Origin of the sequence: Mesorhizobium sp. M1A.F.Ca.IN.022.06.1.1 (assembly GCF_003952605.1) — a bacterium.
GTDB lineage: Bacteria > Pseudomonadota > Alphaproteobacteria > Rhizobiales > Rhizobiaceae > Mesorhizobium.
Map to the genome: position 1 here is coordinate 4,952,554 of NZ_CP034455.1, position 17,951 is coordinate 4,970,504.

Genomic DNA, 17,951 nt, shown 5'->3' on the forward strand with positions numbered 1-17,951 from the left:
GGAGATATGTCATGGGATCCAAGCCCTTACATGATCGGGTGGTGATCCGCCGGATCAGTGAAGAAAAGACGGCGGCCGGCATCATCATCCCGATACGGCCAAGGAAAAACCGCAGGAAGGCGAAGTTGTTTCGGTCGGCCCCGGCAGCCGCGACGAGACGGGCAAGCTCGTTCCACTGGACGTCAAGGCCGGCGATCGCGTGCCGTTCGGTAAATGCTCCGGCACCGAGGTCTAGATCTGCGGGCAGGACCTGCTGATCGCCAAGGAATTCGACATTTTCGGCATCATCGCCTGACCCCTTTCCAAGACCAAGTCCAGGAGGCAATGATCATGGCCGCCAAGGACGTGAAATTTTCAACCGACGCCCGCGACTGCCTGCTGCGCGGCGTGGACATCCTCGCCAACGCCGTGAAGGTCACGCTGAGACCCAAGGGCCGCAACGTCGTCATCGAACAAATACTTCGGCGCGCCGCGCATCACCAAGGATGGCGTCACCGTCGCCAAGGAAATCGAGCTCGAAGACAAGTTCGAGAATCTCGGCGCGCAGCTGCTGCTGCGCGAGGTCGCCTCCAAGACCAATGATCTTGCCGGCGACGGCACCACGACCGCGACGGTTCTGGCTCAAGCGATCGTCAAGCAGGGCGCGAAATACGTCGCCGCCGGTCTTGATCCGCAGGATCTGAGGCGCGGCATCGACCTCGCTGTGGCCGCCGCCATCGCCGATATCAAGAAGGGCCCCCGCAAGGTCGCCTCGTCGGAAGAGGTGGCGCAGGTCGGCACCGTTTCGGCGAACGGCGCGCCGCGGAAATAGGCGGCCGGATCATCGCCACGGCGGTTGAGAAGGTCGGCAATGAAGGTGTCATCACCGTCGAAGAGGCGAAGAGTTTCGAGACCGAACTCGACGTCGTCGAAGGTCTGCAATTCGACCGGGGCTATGGTGATAGCCCAGATCAAAGAGGTGCAGGCCGAGCGTGACGCTCCGCTGGCAGTCGAAGTAGCCGAGACTCCAGCGGCGACATTGCTCGATCTGAACGGAATCAGGCCCGAGTGTGGGGCCCTCTTTTGCGCCGAAGGGCTGTTCAGACACTTCGATAATCGCTGACAAGTCGCCGCCTATGCCGGTCTCGCGCCGACACCCTGCGAGAGCGGATCGGTCCAGCGCAAGCAAGGCGTCTCGAAGCTCGGCAACTCCCGGCTGCGAACGACCATGATCGAGTTGGCCCGGCTGTGGTTGCGCAATCAACCGCCTTAGGCGCTTCCCGCTGGTTCCACGAACGCGTAATGCGCAATCAGGCCTCAAAAAGACAAACCATCGTCGCCCCTGCAAGGAAGCTGCCTGTGGCGCTGTGGACCGCAGGCGTTTTCATAGAAGGGGGCGTCATGAAGCTGTCTGACGAGACCACACCGACACACTCATCCCTCGAGGCCTGATCTCGCCTTCTGGGCCGTGCCGCCGCAAGCGGAATATTGGTGCAGCCGTCCTCAAGCGGCGACCGTGTGTGAGCTTAACCAGGCTCGATTGACCGAGTCGTGCCACGCGATCGGGCTCAGCTCTGGATTCGGCCGCCATTGGAGCAACCGATGCCGCCCTAAACACGGCTCTTGACCTTGGCATGTAAGCCCGGATCAACAGCCAGTCCTGGCTCGTGTCGTCTCACCGTATCTCGCGGACCGTACTCCCAATCGAATTGCAGACGAGACCTGGTTGAAGACGTGGCAGAGGTCGCTCGCCGTCGTGCTTGGTTCCTGACGGAACCGCTTTCCTAAGCCCTGAAATACCAAGCTAACTAGACAAGAAAACCTAGTCGAAGCCGAGCGGAAAGCTGATGTTGTTAGAAAAAAATAATGCCATATGTTCCAAATGATTTAGTTGTGCCACATGTATCACAAGTATTACATGTATCAGACGTCCAAATTAAGTGGTATTTGCGCAACAGTAGCGAAGGATACTATTGGCTAGCGATTTAATTCGACAGAAACTTTATTGAAGAATCGCGACTCATGGGTAATCCATTTGCGCAGAGGTGGCGTCCCGCGCTGCTTCTTAAGCTGGGGACGAAGGCGGAAATTTTGGCCAGCCCCTTTAACTTTACTGGAGGTCCAAAAATGAACATCAAGAGCCTTCTTCTCGGCTCAGCTGCGGCCCTGATCGCAGTCTCCGGTGCTCGCGCCGCCGACGCGGTGACGGTCGCCGAACCGGAACCGGCCCAATACGTCAAGATCTGCGACGTATACGGTTCGGGCTACTTCTATATCCCCGGCACCGAAACCTGCCTGCGCATCGGCGGCTATGTCCGCTATGACATCGGCGTGGGTGACCGAGAAGGTGTGCAGAACGTTCCGGATCGCCAAGGCGACGGGAACAACGATACCTACTACAAGCAAGCCCGTTTCACGCTGAAGACCTGGACCGGCCAGGAAACCGAACTCGGCACGTTGAAGACCTACACCGAGACCCGCTTCAACTTCGGCAACAGCAGCGGTGATTATCTCGGCACCGACTCGACTGATTGGCAGGCTCGCAACAAGGGCGTCTCGCTGAACTTCGCCTGGATCCAGCTCGGTGGCCTCCGCGTCGGTAAGGACGAATCGGCCTTCAATACGTTCATCGGCTACGCAGGCAACGTCATTGACGACACGATCGTCCCCTACGGCGATTTCGACACCAATGTCGTCCAGTACTACTTCGATGCCGGCAACGGCTTCTCGGCCGTGGTCTCTCTCGAAGAAGGCGACGGCGACTATACGATCGACAGCTATGTTCCGCATGTTGCCGGCGGCGTGAAGTACACGCAGGGCTGGGGCGCCATCACCGGCGTGCTTGGCTATGACAGCAACTATGAGGAAGTGGCCGGAAAAGTCCGCCTGGACATGAACGCCACCAACGAACTGTCGTTGTTCGTCATGGGCGGTTACGGCTCGGACTCGAACGCCGACCACAACTTCTACAAGCTGTGGGACGGCAACTGGGCAATCTGGGGCGGCGGCACCTATCAGTTCAACAAAAAGACCTCGTTCAACGTCCAGGCGTCCTATGACGAAGGCAAGACGTTCGGTCTGGCTGCGAACATCGCCTATGATATCGTTCCGGGCTTCACGGTTACGGCCGAGGCCGATTATTTCAGCAAAGGCACCAGTGTCTATCACGCTTCTTCGGACGGAATTGGCGGGATACTGCGCTTTCAGCGCTCGTTCTAGACCTCGTTTGGTGGGCAAGGTCCGCAGCGTCGGCTGCGGACCTTCAGACCTCTGACGAACCCCGTCGATTTTCGGCGGGGTTTGTTTTGCGGCCTGATCGACCTCAGCGAATTGGTGTCAGGAGAGGACGCCAGGATGCCGCTGCGGTAGCCTGAGCCTCATGCGAGGCCGGTTTGAGAGGTTGATTGCGATCTTTTCATGTTCGGAGCTGCGGCTGCCAAGAGGCACTGCCAGGCGACGCTCGTTCGTCCCCGGGAGCGGGTGTAGCGGTGACCAAAGAGAAGCTTGGCGTCGGCGAAGGATATCCTGGCCGTCTCCGCGCCCGGCCTTATGTCAACAAGCGATTTTTTGGCAGGCTGCTAGCTTCGGCGGAGGCAAAAATCGGATGGGAAACTTAGAGATGCCGCTTCAGAAATCGTCGTCTCCCTTGCGCGGTGCCGGAAGGATACGGCGGAAACGTTCTGTCACAAAAAAAGACTTACGAGAAACATTCGGACATGCATGGAAATAACCCGGAAAAATCCGCCTGTCAATTTAACGGAGCGAATCATCTGTTTACTTGCACAAGATAGTTCAATAGCGCCAGCGGAGAGACCATGTGCAACCTGGGGAGCTTGGAGCAAACTGCGTGCAAACTCCTTTTCTTCGTATCCTCGCTTGGGATAGCGTATCTTGTTACCTTGGCTGAGCTACCCAACGCTGAAGCAGGCAGCAGCCAGACTGTGGAAAGGCAAGGTCAAGGTGGGGTACAGCGTGTAAAAATCGGACTGAACAAGGCTTTGGTGCTGGATATTCCCGGGGACGCCAGTGACATTCTGGTCGGCAATCCTTCTGTGGCCGATGCTGTAATGCGCACGGCTCGCAGGATATATCTCTTTGGCAAGCAGGTCGGTGAGACGAACATCTTCGTGTTCGACGCCAATCAGGAGCAAATTGCCAACATCAACCTTGTCGTCGAGCGCGATGTGGCCGGCTTAGAGGCCTACCTGAAGCGCTATATCCCAAGCTCAAAAATCACCGTTGAACTCCTGAACGACAATGTCGTGCTAACCGGCAGCGTCGACACTCCGCTGGACTCTTCGCGTGCCGTGAGCCTCGCGGAAATATTTGTAAGCGGCGGCGAAGCGACCACGGGCCAGTATTCGCAAACCGCAAGCGGCGGCTCATCTCAAAGTGGGGTGACGATTAACAACCCGGATAGCGAGCGGCGGGACAGCAAGATCGTGAACCTGCTGACGATATCTGGCGACGATCAGGTTACCCTGAAGGTGACTGTCGCAGAAGTTACTCGCGCAGTGATGAAGCAACTGGGCGTGAACCTCACCGCGTCTGGTTCTAGCAACGGCATCAGCTGGGGTGCTGTGAGTGACAATCCATACGGTCTTGGAAAGGCGCTTTCTAACACAGGGGTCAGCATCAGTTCCTCCGGGCTGGACGCTTCAATCAATGCGATGGAGCAAGCCGGTGTCATGAAGACACTTGCCGAACCAACGTTGACCGCGGTCTCGGGTGAAAAAGCGACCTTCCGGGTTGGGGGTGATTATAATATTGTAAAGAGTTCATCGACGGATAGCGATGGAAAGACAGACTATAGCACAGAAACCGTGGAATATGGAATTGGCCTCGAGTTTCAGCCGGTTGTTCTTGCGGCTGGTCGTATAAGTCTTAAAATCCGCACCCAGGTGTCCGAGCCGACACTAGAAGGTTCGGTATCCATCGCTGGGAGTTCGACTGAAAGTGACAGCGGAAGCAAGAGCTACGCGGTGGGTTCAAACATTTTGTCCATACGCAAACGCCTTGCGGACACAACCGTCGAGTTGCCATCTGGCGGGTCGATGATGATAGCCGGTTTGGTGCGCGATGACGTTCGGCAAGCCGTGAGCGGCTATCCTGGACTTTCTAAAATCCCGGTGCTTGGCACATTATTCCGAAGTCGGGATTTTGTGCGCAACGAAACTGAACTGGTTATCATCGTAACACCATATCTAGTGCGCCCAGTGCCGACGAAGGATTTGTCTAAGCCAGATGATAATTTTGAGCCGGCCGGGGACGCAGCAGGAATGTTTTTGGGGGAGATTAACAGAATATATGGAGTAGGTAATATGAAGAAATCCGGAGAAATATACTACGGGTCAGTTGGCTATATTTATAAATGAGAATTGTTCTATATTTAATATCAAAAAATAATGGCGTTACATTCGGCCGTACACGCCGGCTCGTTCTTCGCTGGTACAGCTGTCGATCAGCCCGGTTCGCCGGCGGTTCATAACGCGCCCGGAGAGGAGTCGACACTTATAGACGGGGCCACGCCAACTTTGAAACATACATATGGTGATTGGACCGTGCAGTGTCGGATCGTGAAGGGGCATAAGGGTGACCTAGGATTCGGTAGTTCCGACCGAAGGACACGAACCGACATGATTGCTTCCGCGGATTCTGAATTCGCCTCGTCAACCAGTTCCGCTGAGCCTGCACGACGCGCTAAATCGCGGACAGTCCTGACCATTGTCGCGATTGGGTGAGCGCGCAAGACATTGAATTTATTTAGGTCGATCACGTGATGTTTTCTCGCTCGCTGGTGGCCACTGCAATGGTCGCATTTGCCTTGTTGGTTTCGTCCTGTTCCGACGTCCCGATCGCGCCCCCTTCTGCAGATCTACCTGCCCGTTTCGCGGGGGCGCCGCCGAAGCCGCAGCTGCATGTGTCGCCCATAAAGGCGGAGTGGTGGTCGGGATTTGCAGACAAGGAGCTGGCAGTTCTGATCGCAACGGGCAGAAGTCAAAATCCTAGGCTTCGACAGGCATCGGCGAAGGTCGAGCAGGCTCGCGCCGAGGTTGGTATTGCGAGCTCGAGCCTTTTCCCCTCGCTCAGCGCGGGAGTTGGCTCATCACGCGGCGACAAATACGGCTTCGGCACCAGCCACAGCAACAAATACAGTACGGTGTCCGGCGATTGGACTGTGGATCTCTTCGGCGCAAAGCATGCGCAGAAACGCGCTGCGGAGGCGAAACTCGCCGCGGCGATATCGGACCAGACTCAAGCCGAAAACGAACTTCTTGCATCGATTGCGTCAACTTATGTCGATGTCCGGTATTATCAGCGACGCATTCAAATATCGGAAAGACACGGTGGCAAACCGGCAGCGCAGTCTCGCCTTCGTGGGCGATAGTCAAGCGGCAGGTAACTCAAGCGACCTTCAGATCGTTCAGGGCGAGCAACTCGTCGCTAAAGCAGCTGCATCAATTCCAAATCTTGAAGTTCAACTGGGATCCTCAATCGACCAGCTTGCATCGCTGACGGGGCAGTCCGTTGCGGACCTGAAGATTACGCTGAGGAAGGGGAAGGCTCAGCCGATCCCTCGATATAAGATCGGTGTTGGCATTCCTGCCGACGTCATACGCAATCGTTCGGACATCCAAACTGCGGAAAGCAATTTCGCGGCTGCGGCGGAGAATGTTGGTGTCGCGCAAGCCGCATTTTATCCGAGCCTGGATCTGTCTGGCTACCTGACGCCAACCCAGGTTATCGATAGGGTCACGTCAACGTCTGGCTGATCGCTGCCAACTTCACGGCGCCGATTTTTGACGCAGGCAAGAATAAGGCCAATCTTGCCGATGCCAAAGCTAAGCTGGAGGAAGCTCGTGCGGCATGGAGTTCCGCAGCGCTCTCCGCAATCGCGGAGGTCGAAAAGTCGCTGGCCGCCTACAACAAGGATGACCAGAACGTCGCCGCGCAGCAAAAGCTTGTTTCTACATCGCGCAGAATGATCGAACTCGGGCAAACCAGTTTCAAGCTCGGCGCAGGCCCGATCTTTAACGTGCTGGATTCGCAGCGCGACTACTTGGAGGCGCAGGAGTCGCTCGCCGAGGCGGTGCGTAGTCAGGCAGAGCATTATATCTCTTTATGCAAAGCGGCACCGGCGGCAAAATAGAGCATAGTCTACCCACCGGGGTCGTCATCTCAAACCTTAAATCTGGGCGCCGGAGGAAATTACCGCCATGCGACATTTTGGTAGAGATCCAATATCGGTGTTCTCGACCAAACCTCTCGAGCACGGAGGAGTTGTTCCGATTGCCGAACACATTCCGCGATGGATGATTTTTACTGCTATAGACGAGTGTATCCCATTCTCAAACGGAACGGACGTGCCGATCATGACGGCTCTTCAGATCTTGCTCGACTGATCAGCGCTCGCATTTTGTCGCTGACGCGGTCGGTGCGCGACAGCGGATGGTCCGTTCCCTTGCGGCCCGCGAGGGTTTGTCGTGACGCGCCGGAGGGAGACAGGAGCGCTCCGTTCGCTATCATGGCGGCGGCGAGCAAGGTGCCGATCAGATCATCCGGCACGGTCCAGCTCGCCGTCATCGGACGCTCGAACATCCGGCCCGTGCCATAGGGTGCATCTACGGCGCGGGTTGCGTCGAGCTGCTGCTCCGTTTCAATACTCTCACCAACGATGACAGGTGTCAGGCAAGCGGCGAGCCGCAACAGCGAGAGTAGACCAGCACCATCCGCAGGGATCCGGTTCTGGCCACCAAAGCAGATGCGATCTATGGCGCGGCCAGATACACCGCAAGTCTTCTTGGGTGACTACCGCGGCATACTGATGAGGGCTTATCTCTTGAATGTAGCTGGCGCACGCGCGGCGCCTCGGTGGCGCAGAGACACGATTTCTATCCGCGATTGTGCATAAGAACTAAGTTTTTCGGGGGGCTGCTATCGACAACGTGGCAGCCCAAGCGGGCGGAAAATTTTGTGGCTAAATCTCGCCAAACAGCAGCACCGCAACGTTCGTTTGCAAAAATCCCCATTGCGGAAACGCTTCGATACAAAATGGACTAATTCGAGATACGTGCGCTTCCTAAATTAGCCCCCGACGTCAGGAAGATCGCATGAAAAACAAGCTCATAACTATTTTTAGCAACTATGCTGGCCTCGACGAACGTCCCGCCCCTGGCGCGGCGCTGCGGGTCGCTCGGCTCGTCTCCCGAAGAACAAGCGAGTAGTCCTCAGAAGGCCGGTTTTGACGCTGTTCCGGGCCGTCCTCCGCATCCGGCCGCGACCGAGAAACCAGCCTTCTTGTCCCTGCTTTTCCCAATCATAAAAGGATGTCTCGGTTTGTTCAGGTTTTTATACGTCTCCTTGGCGATAGCTTTGTTTGTTGCTGTCGACAGTGCGCGGGCTGCCGTGGTTTCCAGTGTCGAGGTGATTGGCAACCAGCGTGTCGATGCCGACGTCATCCGCGACTACGTGTCCATAAAGCCCGGGAAGGAATTCTCCAGTGCCGACATGGACAATGCGGTCAAGGCGCTGTTCGGCATGGGACTGTTTTCGGACGTTGAGATCAACCAAGTTGGATCCAAGCTTATAGTTAAAGTTTCGGAGTACCAGATCGTCAACCAAGTCCTCTTCCGGGGTAACAAGAAACTCAAAGACACGCAATTAGCTTTGGGAATCCAATTGAAGCCACGGGGCTCGTTTTCTCAATCAGCGCTTGATGCCGACGTTCAGGCGATCAAGGCTGCCTACAAGAAAATCGGCCGCGATCACACCGCTGTGACCTCACAAGTCACGAAGCTCGACGAAAATCGTGTGAACGTGATTTTCACCATCAACGAAGGGGATCGCACCCAAATCACGGCCATTAACTTCGTCGGTAACGTCGCTTTTTCAAGCCGGCGTCTATCGGATGTCATTACGACCAGACGTACATCTTACCTGTCATTCCTTCTTCGCGACGACGTCTATGACGAGGACAAATTACGCGCTGACCAGGAGCTGCTGCGACGCTTCTACTACAATCACGGTTATGCCGACTTCCAGGTCGTCTCTGCGGTCGGTGAACTGGACGAAAACACCAACAAGTATACCGTCACGATCACCGTTCGGGAAGGCGAGCGCTACGCATTCGGTGATGTCAATGTCGATAGCACGCTCCCCGAGCTCGACGGCAAGGCACTGGAGTCGGTGGTCGAAACCCATAAGGGCGACATCTACAATGCCAAGAATGTCGAGGACACTGTCACCGCGTTGACCGAGAAGGTTGCCGGTTCCGGCTATCCTTTTGCCCAGGTAACGCCGCGCGGCGCTCGCAACTTCGATAACCGCACCATCTCAGTTGTCTACACGATCGATCAGGGCGCCAAGGCCTATATTGAGCGCATCGAGATCCGCGGCAATCAGCGCACGCGCGACTATGTCGTGCGCCGTGAGTTCGAGGTCAGCGAAGGAGACGCCTTCAATCAGATCCTAATTCAACGGGCAAAAAAGCGGCTGGAGGCGCTTGACTATTTTGAGAAGGTCGACATCACCGCCGAGCCCGGATCGGAGCCCGACCTCGTCGTGATTGTGGTCAACCTGGTCGAGAAATCGAGCGGCGACTTCTCGATCGGCGGCGGCTATTCAACAGGGTCCGATCCGGGCGTGACGCTTGAAGGGTCGATTACCGAGCGCAACTTTCTAGGCCGCGGCCAGTTCATCAAGCTATCAGCGTCCGGAGGGAGCAGTTCGCGGGACTACAGCCTGTCTTTCACCGAACCCTATTTCCTTGGACGGCGCATCTCCGCCGGCTTCGACATCTACAAGCAGACCAGGGAATATGACCACTACGATAGTGACACCTTGGGAGCGACCATTCGCTTCGGCCTGCCGATCACCGACAGTATTTCAACGCAGCTCGCCTACAACATCTCGCAGGAAAAATACTCCTATCCGGATGACTGCTTGAGCGATGGATCGCTTGATCTTTCTAAGTGCAACGTCTCCCAGGCTATCCAGCAGGGCGTGGCGGAAAGCCCATGGGTCAAGTCGTCGGTCAGCCTTGGTCTGGTCTACAACACCATCGACGACATGAAGAATCCGCATGAGGGGCTCTACGCCAACTTCACTACGGAAGTAGCCGGGCTCGGTGGCGACGCGAAATTCGTCAAGTTGACCGGTCGGGCAAGCGTCTACCAGACCTTGTCCGAACAGATGGATCTGGTCGGCCTTATTTCGGCCGGCGCCGGCCATGTAGAGGGCTATGGCAATGACGGGCTGCGTATCTTCGACCAGTTCCAGAGTAGCACCAAAATGATCCGTGGCTTTGCCTCTGACGGCATTGGTCCGGTGGACTCTGACGGGGCGGGCGACCATCTTGGCGGTACCACCTATTTCAATGCGTCGGCCGAAGCGCAGTTTCCTCTGCCCGTCATTCCGGAAAGCTTCGGCCTGCGTGGCGCGGTGTTTATCGATACGGCAACGCTGTATGGCAGCGAAGTCGACTCAGCCTTAGTCAATTCCTCGACCACTGGTATGCAGTGGCGCGCTTCGGTCGGTCTCAGCCTGATGTGGGCGTCCCCCTTTGGCCCAATTCGAATCGACTACGCCGTACCGGTGAAGAAGGAGGCGACTGACGACGTTCAGGAATTCAACTTCGGTCTAGCCACGCGTTTCTGAACGGTGGGCAAGCCGACCAATCGGTACGGAAAAGAGTGTTAGGCATTGGAGCGCGCCCTGAGGTGGACAGTCGTCATGCTGGTGTTTTTTGCCCGTCTGCCGGATGTGTTGATCCTCGAACCGCTATGGCGGCCAGGACGTCCGATTGGAGCAGCGCTTGGTCCGTGCAGGTGGCAATCAGCGGCTGCCGCCCGCGGTCAGAAAATTTGTCGAAGGATTTGCCATAACCTTCTTTGTTTCAAAATATCTCTAGCGGCCATTTTAGCAACATTCCGTTACAAATTTCTCCGTCGATTTAATTACCAATAACTGATAGTTCCGTCCGATGCCTACACTGCTTTTGGAGAGTCGAAAATGGCTACTGGCACCGAAAAGGATTTAATCGTCTCGGTTGCGGTGGACATCGTCTCCGCTTATGTCTCGAACAACTCCGTTCAAGTGGCGGATATCCCGGCCCTCATCAGGCGGGTGTACGCTTCGTTGGAGGCTATTTCGGCCGGTCCTGTCGTACCGGAACGTTCAAAAGCTTCTATCCCACTTAAGAAGTCAGTTAGGCCCGATTTCATCATATGCCTCGAAGACGGCAAGCGCTTCAAGGCGCTGAAGCGGCATCTTAGGACCCGTTACGGTCTTACGCCTGACCAATATAGAGCCAAGTGGGGCTTGCCTTCCGATTATCCAATGGTTGCTCCCAACTATGCTGCACTACGTTCGGCACTTGCCAAGTCCGCGCGGCTCGGCCGGCGGGTCTAAGAGTGCTGCAAGCCCAGAGTATCTGTTCGAGCCTGATGACCACGGTGGGGACGGCGATGCGAACTTGTAGAGATTGGACTTCAGGCACGAAAGTCATCTGGTGACCCCGCCGGCAAACATCTGCACTCGGCTTGTTTGTCAAATTCTCTTGGCGGTCTTGCTGATTGGTTGCACTTCAACTCAACGCGTCGCCTATCTAGCCGACGAAGCAAACAGCGCCCAAGTGAGCGGCTTCCATGCCATCCGGACGAACTTGGATGCCCGGCCAGATACGATGGCCAAGCCTCCACAGCGCGCGCACGCTTCATCGAAGGCTGAGATGAATTATCTCGTCATCTCAGGCGGGGGTCCGGAGGGGCTTTCAGCGCGGGCGTCCTGAAAGCTTGGTCGGAGACCGGAACGCGACCACGATTCGACATCGTAAGCGGGGTCAGTACCGGCGCCCTTATCGCGCCGTATGCTTTCCTCGGATCTTCATATGACGATCGTCTTGTCGATCTCTATACCAGTGGAGTGGCGAAAAATCTCGTCGACGCGAAGTGGTTGCCTACCGGGCTTCTGGGGACAAGCCTTCTGAAGCAGGGACCGCTTCGCAAGATGGTTGAAAGGTATATAACCGAGGATGTCTTGAAAACAGTGGCCGTCGAGTACCGAAAGGGACGCCGGCTGCTCGTGCTGACCTCAAATCTCGATTCGCAGCGAGCCGTGATTTGGGACATGGGCGCAATTGCCAATAGTGGTAAACCCGATGCGCTACGGTTGTTTCAAGACGTGCTAATCGCTTCGGCTAGCATTCCGGGAGTCTATCCGGCGGTCCTTATTCGAGTACATTCTGGAAACCATGTATTTGAGGAAATGCATTCCGACGGTGGTTCTGGCTCTCAGATCCTGGCGGTCCCGGACGGCTTCATGACCTCGGCAAACCCGGCCAAGCCGCGGCCGGGAGTTCGGCTCAATATGTATGTTCTTGTCAACAACGCTCTGATGCCCGAATTTGAAAACGTAAAAAACAATACACTGTCCGTCATGGCGCGCGCTTACTCGATTCAGGTCAAATCTCAAACACGAAGCGCACTTCTGGCAAGCTATATGTTCGCACAACGTGTTGGTATCCGATTTCACGTGGCGTCGATCGATAGACAAATTGATTACTCAGTGCTCGATCCATTCAATACGGAGTACATGCGGTCTGTCTTTAGGCTTGGTTATTCGGAGACCATTGCTGGAAAGTTGTGGAAGGATAAACCCATATTCTCGGAAACGAAGGCAGAATTTGCACCATAGGCGTTGGAGCGCGGGTTTGAGGTGCTCAACTCGCCGATCGGGAGGCCATGGATTCGGCCTGAGAGGTTTCTGATGTCGAGTGCTACGTCAAGCGTTCTATTCAATCCAAGCAGCCTTTGATGGAGCGGCTGGATTACGCCTTCTGTCCCGCTGGCTCGTCAGGCTGGCCGCGATGAGGTCGGCGTCGGACCGCCCGGTGTTCTTGAGGAGCCATCACCGGCTGCCCCGCCAGCGACATCGTCGCGAAATTCTTAGGCGCGGTACTACCTAGCGCAGGACCGGAGACGTTTCTGTCCACGGATCAATTCTCGGTTGACGACACGCTGGTCAAGTCGTGAGCTTCGGCGAAGAGTTCCGAGCGACGGATGGCTCGCCGGGCTTGGCTCCTCACGACGTCCGCTAGATGAGTGACCGCCCAAGACGATCGAGTTTCGTGGCCGCCGGACGCCGCCGTCCGGCAATCGTTTCGTGGCTGCCGGAGCTTGACGGAACCCGTCTTGTTCCAGAGGGCCGCGGCAAACCACCAGTCAAGCTACATCGCACGCGAGGCGTGATCCTCCAGCAACTGAGACCGCGAAAGGAAGTTATCCTCGGCTGGCTTGGTTCTGGCTCGTGTCGCCATCGCCATACCTTGGGGGCCGTCCTCCTATTGAATTGCTCAGACGAGACCTTGTCGAAGACGTTGTGCGAGCCGCTCGTCATTCCGGGTTGACAGGAGGTTGAAGGACTAGCGATCTGGTTCTGAGAATTTGTTTTCGCCGTTACGCGATCCTCCCGGTGAGGGCCACATCGCGTAGCAAATGTGAATCCGGTTCGAGAGCGGGTGATCGAGCGACACGAGCGGCCCATTGTAGCCGATGCCAATTCGCCCCTCCGCTCGGCCAATTAGCGTCGCGCTGATGAACCGGGGGGCAGGAAATCGATCTGTCGCTATTTTGAACTTCCTATTTCAAGCGAATCGCCAACCTGCTTCGGGCCGTGAAGGATTCGCGACATCGTCGGTCAGCGGCATCTCGGAAGTCGACAGCGAGACTGTCGACCTCACCAGCAATGACCGTCATCACGACGCGATGCATCAAAGATGAAGCAAGAGCCGTCGCTTGCGGGCTGGAGGCGACCAACGGCGAGTCCCTCGACGAGATCTGCCGCCGCGCCAAGTCGGACGGGCTTTCAGCTCCTGCTCGATGGGTCGCTCGGCAAATACTGCGATCGCGTTGTGCGACTGGCCGTGGCATCCGCCAAGTTCACACCCCGATCACACCCATTCAGCCGCGGCAGTACATCTATCGATCCCACTTGTATTCGGGACCTATCCACATTCTGGCCCCAGTCGCCGTTAATAAACTTTGTATAGACAAATGGCGGCGGCCAACTGGCCCGCCCATAAGCCATGTCCCCCAGCTGCTACCCGAGGCACTCGCGCGACGCGGGCGAAAGCCGAACTAAACAATACCAAACTGTGCTCATCGATCGTCGGGATGGGGCGTGAATCCCATTGATTGGGATCATTGAAATGGAGACCGTCGTTTGAAGTTTTTGTCCTACTTATTGCTGGTTCTCGTCGTCCGGACGAGCGTACCCTGCATCGCCTATGCCGAGCTAGGTGCGACCAGCCAAGACGGGAATGCATCGGCTACCATAGAGCAGCGAAACGCCGAGCTCGAGATCATCTCGAACTCTGTTTCCACCAACACGGATTCACAGGCATTACGCGGCCTCAGGGCGCAGGTGCTTGAGATACAGATGGCTGCAACAGAAGCGTTAGCTACCCTTGAGCCTGAGCTTGCGGGCTTAGATGAGAAATTGCGACAACTCGGCGAGGCGTCAAAGGGAGAGGACGCCGACATTGGTCAGCAGCGAAATCAAATTCAGGCCCGTCGCGCTGAACTCGATTCCGCCATCAAGCGCGGTCGTCTTCTTGCGACAAATGCGGCAACTACACTTGAAACGATCAATCGCTCCCTCTCAGCGGAGTTCAACCGAAGCACGTTTCAGAAAGAAAATTCTCCGTTGTCGTCCGGGTTTTGGATCAAGGTCGGGAATTCAATGGAAACTGACTTTCAGCGTGTCGACCGGGTTCTCAATCAATCCTTCACAAAGCAGGGCGGTGCCGATTTTCCATCGATAGTACTTGCGGCATTGAGTGTCGCAGGTGCGTTACTGGCATTTGGCCCGGCGAGACGACGGCTGGAGTCGCTCGGTTTCGACTTTATGAAACACAAAGCTCCCGGCACACGTGTTCGCCGGTCCGGTCTGGTACTGTGGTTCACGACCGTCGGCACCCTAACGGTTGTCCTCGCCTTCAATTTGCTCGCGCTGGCACTTCGCTTGCTCGGATTCTTTGCCAACGACGCCGCAAGTTCCCTCCTTACTCTGCTTCTGGGAGCGACCTCGTTTGCGGCGTTCGTCGTCGTGCTCGGACAGTCGCTCCTGCTCAACGACCGGGGGAGCTGGCGTCTTCCACCGCTAAGCGATGCGACAGCCCGCGCCTGGCGGCATTATCCCATGTTTGCCGCGGTGATCATGGCATTCGGAGTAGCACTCGTAGAGACAAGCCGTCTTGCTGGCGTGAGCTCGGCAGGCAATGCGCTGCTGAACTTGGTCATCGCTCTTTGTTACGTTCTTCTGATCGCAGCTGCATTGCGAACCGGGCGCCTGCTGCGAGCGCATCGGCCCGCCGAGGATGGTGCCGTTTTCAGGGCGCCGGCGCCATGGCTGCTGGCCGTGGAACTCGTCCTGCACGTTGCCTTGCTCACATCGGTTCTCGCACTGCTTTTCGGGTATATAAGCCTGGCGCTTTTCATCGGGCGGCAGGTGGTATGGATAGCGGTTATCGCCTCAGGAGCCTACCTGCTGGTCCTCGCCATAGACGATTTCGCTCAGGCCGTCTGTTCGCCAGAGGGGGATATAGCCCGTTACCTTAACGCCTCCTTCCGGGTTCGCCCGGGTACCGTGCGGCAGATCGGCGTCGTCGGCTCGGCGATGGTTCGGGTTTCGGTGATGTTCGCGGCGGTCGTTCTCGTGTTCGCTCCCTTCGGGCCAGGCACCGGCAACCTGTTTTCCGGAATTGCCGACGTCTCCAGTATAACCGTCGCTGGAATAACCATCGAACCAGCCGCTGTCGTCCGCGCGGCTATCGTATTTGGGCTCACTCTAGCTGCGGTCCGCCTAGTCCTGCGCTGGTTCGAGGACACTTATCTTCCGACGACGGGGCTTGACAGCGGGGCCCGCAACTCCGCCGTCACGGTCGTGAAGTACGCTGGGTTCATTTTGGCATGTCTATGGGGGGTGAATACGCTCGGCATCGGCGTCGAGCGGATTGCACTGGTCGTGAGCGCACTTTCTGTAGGCATCGGCTTTGGGCTGCAGGCGATCACTCAAAATTTCATCTCAGGCTTGATCCTCCTTGCGGAAAGGCCGCTAAAGATCGGCGACACAGTCCGGGTCGGAACGGAGGAGGGTGACGTCAGGAAGATTAGCGTGCGCGCTACGGAAATCCAGATTTCGGATCGGTCCGCGCTCATTGTTCCAAACTCGGAGCTCATAACCAAGACGATTCGGAACATGACCCCTTCCGAGCCGATCGGCCGAATGGAGATCGAGTTCAGTGTTCCGATCGACCATGACCCAAAAAGAATACAGATGCTCGTTCTTGCGATCTATTCCGAACACGAGGGCGTGCTCGACGAACCTCAACCGGTGATTCTTATCGAAGCCATTGTCGACGGAAGAATCAACTTCAAGAGCTATGCGTTCGTCGCTTCGCCGCGAGCGGTGGCGGACACAAAGAGCGCTCTTTTGTTCACGCTCCTTGAACGCTTTCGTCAAGCCGACATCACACTCCATACATCATAGCGGGGAGTTGGAGATCCGCGCAGGTGATCAGCTCTCGCATTTACGCATAAGCTACGGGCGGATCTTGCTTGCGAAGCGCTTACCCGGAGTTTCGCTATTGCGAAGGGCCAGATAACGTCCGCGTAGGTCCTCTCCAAACTGCAGCCAGCAGTCTTCGCAGCGCAATCGGCCACGGCAATCTGAAAGGTCTACTACTGCAGATTTTTCAGGCGCTCGATAGCTGCCGGGAATCCCTTGAGCGAAACGTTGAAACTCGTGTCTTTCCCACCAGCATAGGCTTTGGCGCTCACTGTGAGGATCTTCGTCGTCTTCATCGTCTCGATGCTTGAAGTCGAGAACTTGAATGGTGCCAGACATCCAGTCGGCAAGCAGGTGGCGAAAGCTGCCAGCTGCTCGACAGGCTGATCGCCGAGCCTCAATCTTATGCCGTCTGGCAGGTTCAGGCCGAAGGGCATCGTTATGATAGCGGCGTAGTCTCCGTTTTTTGGCTGAGAGATTTCGATCGAGAACATCAGCAGCCGCTGCTGCTGATCGAATTGGTACTGCCCTACGGAGCACTCCCTTGCGTTTTGAGCAATGCGGCATTCAACAGCCCAATCACCGTAGGTCTCCTTTACGGCATCGGCGCCATTGGGCAATGTAACGGAAGAGGGCTCCTCACTCGCCGTGCCTTGAGTCATTTCAACCTCTCCCCACCGGCGACCATTCAGATGGGCCAAGGCGTTACTGGGAGGCCAGCTCTGCTCGTCCTGTAATTTGCGATAGGCGAAAGCCTGCGTGTTACCGCCTGAAACCACAAGTATGGCCGCTAAGAGCGTCGCCATTCGTTTTATTGCCATGACTCGATCCAAACTCAATTTCATGCGGGGCATCCATCACGTCTGGAACACTTGGCCTGATGTTAATTGTGGCAAAAATGTCTTCTTTACATTCAGTTACAATCATTGCAAGTGATCTCAGATTGATCAACGTCCCCGAGACTAGGCCGGATTGCTGCATCGGTCTCGCCTTGCTGAAATTGCCGAACTTCCCACGGCCTGCAGTTGCTTGCTATTATTCGTCAGAAGAGTTTCCGAGGTGGAGTCGAGCTTGCTTAGGCTGCCTATCGAAACGGGACGATGCTGAATGACCACAGTCTGGCGGTCTTCGCGGCAGCAGGGCGCGCAGGAGATGTCTTATGCTGTCTTTCTGGTGATTCAGCTGCCGGGCGCGCCTGCGAATAGGCAATCCAGGTACGATGCGACCAGCCCTGCCGCCACCGGCCTTTCATTCCCGCACTCGGCATCGTCGCGGCATAGAGAAACCAGCCGGCCCTATGCAGGTTGATGGGCCGGCCGGCGCAACCGGCTGGGGTTGCTCGCCATACCGAGACAGCGGTGGCAGTGGCTGCACGCCATGGTCAGGGCAAACCTCCACTGCCGGCT

11 protein-coding genes and 3 pseudogenes are annotated in these 17,951 nt (G+C 56.5%); 12 read left to right on the forward strand and 2 right to left on the reverse strand.

Features of this window, described 5'->3' with window-relative positions; translation table 11 throughout:
- The first annotated feature begins 11 nt into the window (after positions 1-11).
- From EJ078_RS23645 to EJ078_RS23680, 8 genes and pseudogenes are all read left to right on the forward strand, one after another.
- Positions 12-235, forward strand: a pseudogene (locus tag EJ078_RS23645) (co-chaperone GroES).
- A 95-nt stretch (positions 236-330) separates the two neighbouring features.
- Positions 331-936: pseudogene (locus EJ078_RS23650) on the forward strand (TCP-1/cpn60 chaperonin family protein); the annotation flags it as partial.
- 226 nt (positions 937-1,162) lie between these two features.
- A pseudogene (locus EJ078_RS30535) lies at positions 1,163-1,252 on the forward strand (hypothetical protein); the annotation flags it as partial.
- Between the two features lie 854 nt (positions 1,253-2,106).
- Positions 2,107-3,198, forward strand: a complete 1,092-nt coding sequence (locus EJ078_RS23660; protein ID WP_127214154.1) for a porin — start codon at positions 2,107-2,109, stop codon at positions 3,196-3,198.
- 596 nt (positions 3,199-3,794) lie between these two features.
- Entirely contained in the window at positions 3,795-5,354 is a 1,560-nt protein-coding gene (locus tag EJ078_RS23665; protein ID WP_208720847.1) for a type II and III secretion system protein family protein, read from the forward strand.
- Between the two features lie 434 nt (positions 5,355-5,788).
- Positions 5,789-6,367 carry a TolC family protein gene (locus EJ078_RS23670; protein ID WP_208720849.1) on the forward strand — a complete coding sequence of 193 codons (579 nt, stop codon included), beginning with the start codon at positions 5,789-5,791 and terminating at the stop codon, positions 6,365-6,367.
- Positions 6,327-6,752 carry a TolC family protein gene (locus tag EJ078_RS23675; RefSeq protein WP_208720856.1) on the forward strand — a complete coding sequence of 142 codons (426 nt, stop codon included), beginning with the start codon at positions 6,327-6,329 and terminating at the stop codon, positions 6,750-6,752. Before EJ078_RS23670 ends, EJ078_RS23675 begins: the two co-directional genes overlap by 41 nt.
- Positions 6,752-7,129, forward strand: a complete 378-nt coding sequence (locus tag EJ078_RS23680) for a TolC family protein (RefSeq protein WP_281060669.1) — start codon at positions 6,752-6,754, stop codon at positions 7,127-7,129. Before EJ078_RS23675 ends, EJ078_RS23680 begins: the two co-directional genes overlap by 1 nt.
- A gap of 221 nt (positions 7,130-7,350) precedes the next feature.
- On the opposite strand, the gene EJ078_RS23685 is transcribed toward EJ078_RS23680, so the two are convergent.
- Complete coding sequence (locus EJ078_RS23685; RefSeq protein ID WP_127214146.1) at positions 7,351-7,686, reverse strand: hypothetical protein; 336 nt, start codon at positions 7,684-7,686, stop codon at positions 7,351-7,353.
- Positions 7,687-8,352: 666 nt separating this feature from the next.
- Here EJ078_RS23685 and bamA point away from each other — a divergent pair.
- The 4 genes from bamA to EJ078_RS23710 all read left to right on the forward strand — a co-directional run bounded on the left by bamA (position 8,353) and on the right by EJ078_RS23710 (position 16,527).
- On the forward strand, positions 8,353-10,635 hold the full coding sequence (gene bamA / locus EJ078_RS23690) for an outer membrane protein assembly factor BamA (protein WP_245456886.1): 2,283 nt from the start codon (positions 8,353-8,355) through the stop codon (positions 10,633-10,635).
- 354 nt (positions 10,636-10,989) lie between these two features.
- Complete coding sequence (locus tag EJ078_RS23695; RefSeq protein WP_127214142.1) at positions 10,990-11,388, forward strand: MucR family transcriptional regulator; 399 nt, start codon at positions 10,990-10,992, stop codon at positions 11,386-11,388.
- Positions 11,389-11,763: 375 nt separating this feature from the next.
- Positions 11,764-12,672: a patatin-like phospholipase family protein gene (locus tag EJ078_RS23700; protein ID WP_348627320.1), complete on the forward strand. Its 909-nt coding sequence runs from the start codon at positions 11,764-11,766 to the stop codon at positions 12,670-12,672.
- 1,527 nt (positions 12,673-14,199) lie between these two features.
- Positions 14,200-16,527 (forward strand): DUF3772 domain-containing protein, encoded by a 2,328-nt coding sequence (locus tag EJ078_RS23710; RefSeq protein ID WP_127214140.1) that lies wholly within the window; start codon positions 14,200-14,202, stop codon positions 16,525-16,527.
- Positions 16,528-16,718: 191 nt separating this feature from the next.
- Here EJ078_RS23710 and EJ078_RS23715 read toward each other — a convergent pair whose 3' ends face one another.
- Complete coding sequence (locus EJ078_RS23715; protein WP_164747550.1) at positions 16,719-17,390, reverse strand: invasion associated locus B family protein; 672 nt, start codon at positions 17,388-17,390, stop codon at positions 16,719-16,721.
- Positions 17,391-17,951 lie beyond the last annotated feature (561 nt).

Coding starts and splice junctions, on each gene's coding strand:
- EJ078_RS23660 (WP_127214154.1), top strand. CDS start 2,107: ATGAACATCAAGAGCCTTCTTCTCGGCTCAGCTGCGGCCCTGATCGCA.
- EJ078_RS23665 (WP_208720847.1), top strand. CDS start 3,795: ATGTGCAACCTGGGGAGCTTGGAGCAAACTGCGTGCAAACTCCTTTTC.
- EJ078_RS23670 (WP_208720849.1), top strand. CDS start 5,789: ATGGTCGCATTTGCCTTGTTGGTTTCGTCCTGTTCCGACGTCCCGATC.
- EJ078_RS23695 (WP_127214142.1), top strand. CDS start 10,990: ATGGCTACTGGCACCGAAAAGGATTTAATCGTCTCGGTTGCGGTGGAC.
- EJ078_RS23715 (WP_164747550.1), bottom strand. CDS start 17,390: ATGAAATTGAGTTTGGATCGAGTCATGGCAATAAAACGAATGGCGACG.